Source organism: Winogradskyella sp. UBA3174, assembly GCF_002364335.1.
GTDB lineage: Bacteria > Bacteroidota > Bacteroidia > Flavobacteriales > Flavobacteriaceae > Winogradskyella.
Map to the genome: position 1 here is coordinate 695 of NZ_DEXW01000002.1, position 2,221 is coordinate 2,915.

Annotated in this window: 2 protein-coding genes; both read left to right on the forward strand. The window is 30.5% G+C overall.

What is annotated here, in order from left to right; genetic code table 11:
- The coding region (locus tag B2U95_RS00025) for a DNA cytosine methyltransferase (protein ID WP_296310992.1) at window positions 1–828 on the forward strand (828 nt) is incomplete at its 5' end.
- Window positions 807–2,221: ATP-binding protein (locus B2U95_RS00030; protein WP_296310994.1), on the forward strand; the 1,415-nt coding region annotated here is incomplete at its 3' end. The genes B2U95_RS00025 and B2U95_RS00030, both read left to right, overlap by 22 nt.

Sequence of the window (2,221 nt, forward strand, 5' to 3'; positions counted from 1 at the left end):
AATTTTCTATATAAAGAATATGCCAAATTCCTAATAAAATACACACCTAAAGTATTTGTTTTTGAAAATGTCATGGGATTAATAACAGCAGAAGATGGAAAGTATTTTAAAAATATGCGAGCATATTTTAAACGTTTAGGTTATGAATTAGATTATACAATTCAAAAATCCGAGCACTTTGGAGTGCTACAAAAAAGAAGACGAATTATTTTAATAGGCTGGCAAAAAGGTACTGATTTTAAATATCCTGAATTTGATGAAATCAAAGAAAAATTTACTGTAAAACAAATTCTATCTGATTTAAAAAAATTAAAACCGGGTGAACAAAATAATATTACAAAATACGCTAAACCAACAACTGCATATTTAGAGAAATTTGAATTAAGAAACGGAGTTGATTTTGTTACACAGCATATGGCTAGGCCTCATAATGACAGAGATTTAAGTATTTATAAAATTGCAATTGATAAATGGTTAAAAAAATCAGAACGATTAAAATATCCTGACTTGCCAACAGAGCTAAAAACTCATAAAAATGAAACATCATTTGTTGACAGATATAAAGTTGTTGATATCAATGGTCTTTCTCATACTATGGTTGCCCACATTGCAAAAGACGGTCATCATTATATATATCCTGACAATAAGCAAATAAGGTCTCTATCTGTCAGAGAAGCTGCTAGAATTCAATCATTTCCTGACGACTTCTTTTTTGAAGGAGGTAGAAGTGCTGCTTTTAGACAAATAGGAAATGCAGTCCCTCCTTTAATGGCTTCTACTATCGCAAAATCTATAAAAAAGTTACTATGCCAGAAGAAAAAGAAATAACAAACTCGGGCTTTTATTATATAAAACCCGCAGCTAACCATATTTTAACTATTGGAAAAGGAATAATTAAAGATTCTTACACGGCTATTCTAGAATTAGTAAAGAATTCATTCGATGCAGATGCAGATGAGGTAAGAATTAAACTAATATTCAACGACAAAGAATCTAAAATTTCGATTCAAGATAATGGTCATGGAATGACATTCGAAACTGTGACAAAGAAATGGATGGTTCCATCAACACAAGACAAGTTAAGGCAAAAAAAAAGTAAGTATAAAAAAAGACCACTTCAAGGAAGGAAAGGAATAGGTCGCTACGCTTCTTCTATTCTTGGAGAAGATTTAATGATGCTAACGACTGAAAAAGAAACTTTAGAGACCACAGAGTTACTCTTAGATTGGAAAGATTTTTATTCTGATGACAAATACTTAGAAGATGTTGATATATTAATTGAAAGCTATAAGTCTACCAATAAACCCCCAGGTACCTTTTTAACAATATCAGGTTCAAACACATGGACCGATATTGAATTAGACAGATTAATTGGCTCACTAAAAAGATTATTATCCCCTTTTGATGACATTGATAATGACTTTAGAATTTACTTATATATTAGTAAAGAAAGTAGTGATAAATATTCTTCATACTCTGAACAAATCAAACCACTTCCAATTCTTGAACATTACCATTATAGAATTTATGGTCAAGTAGATTTGCTTGAAATTAAAGATGGTGATGAAATTCTTACAGCTAAATTAACTATTGAAAACAAAAGTTTATCTAATATTTCACCTATTCAAATCGATAAAAAATTTAAATTAGAAAAAGGTCAGAAATTTTGCGGTTTACTTAATATTGATATTAGAGCATTTGATTTAGACGAAGAACTTCCTGGAATTGCTAGTGACGAATCAAAGAAATTAGTAAAAGAAATACCGGGTATTGCGGTAATTAAAGGCGGATTTAGAGTCCGTCCTTATGGAGATCTAAAAGTTGATTGGCTAAGTTTAAATGAAAGAAGGTTTAATAACCCGACATTGAGACTAAGTAATAATCAAGTTGCAGGTTATGTCACTATACTTCAAGAAGAGGAATCCAATCTAGAAGAGAAAGCTTCAAGAGAAGGTTTTAAAGAAAATGAACATTATGAAGGTTTAGTGTCAAGCATTCTAACTTGTCTATCTGTACTTGAACCTATTCGATATAAATTTAGAAAGCAACACAACAAAGGAGGACGAAAACCTAAAACCATTAACGAACAAATAAATGAAGCCTCAAGTTTTGATAAATTAAATACTCGTATTGCATCTGCTCTATCGACATCTAATGTTTCTACCACTATAACTGACCAAGTCAAAAAAATAATTCAAGAAGAGACTAAAGAAAAAGAAGA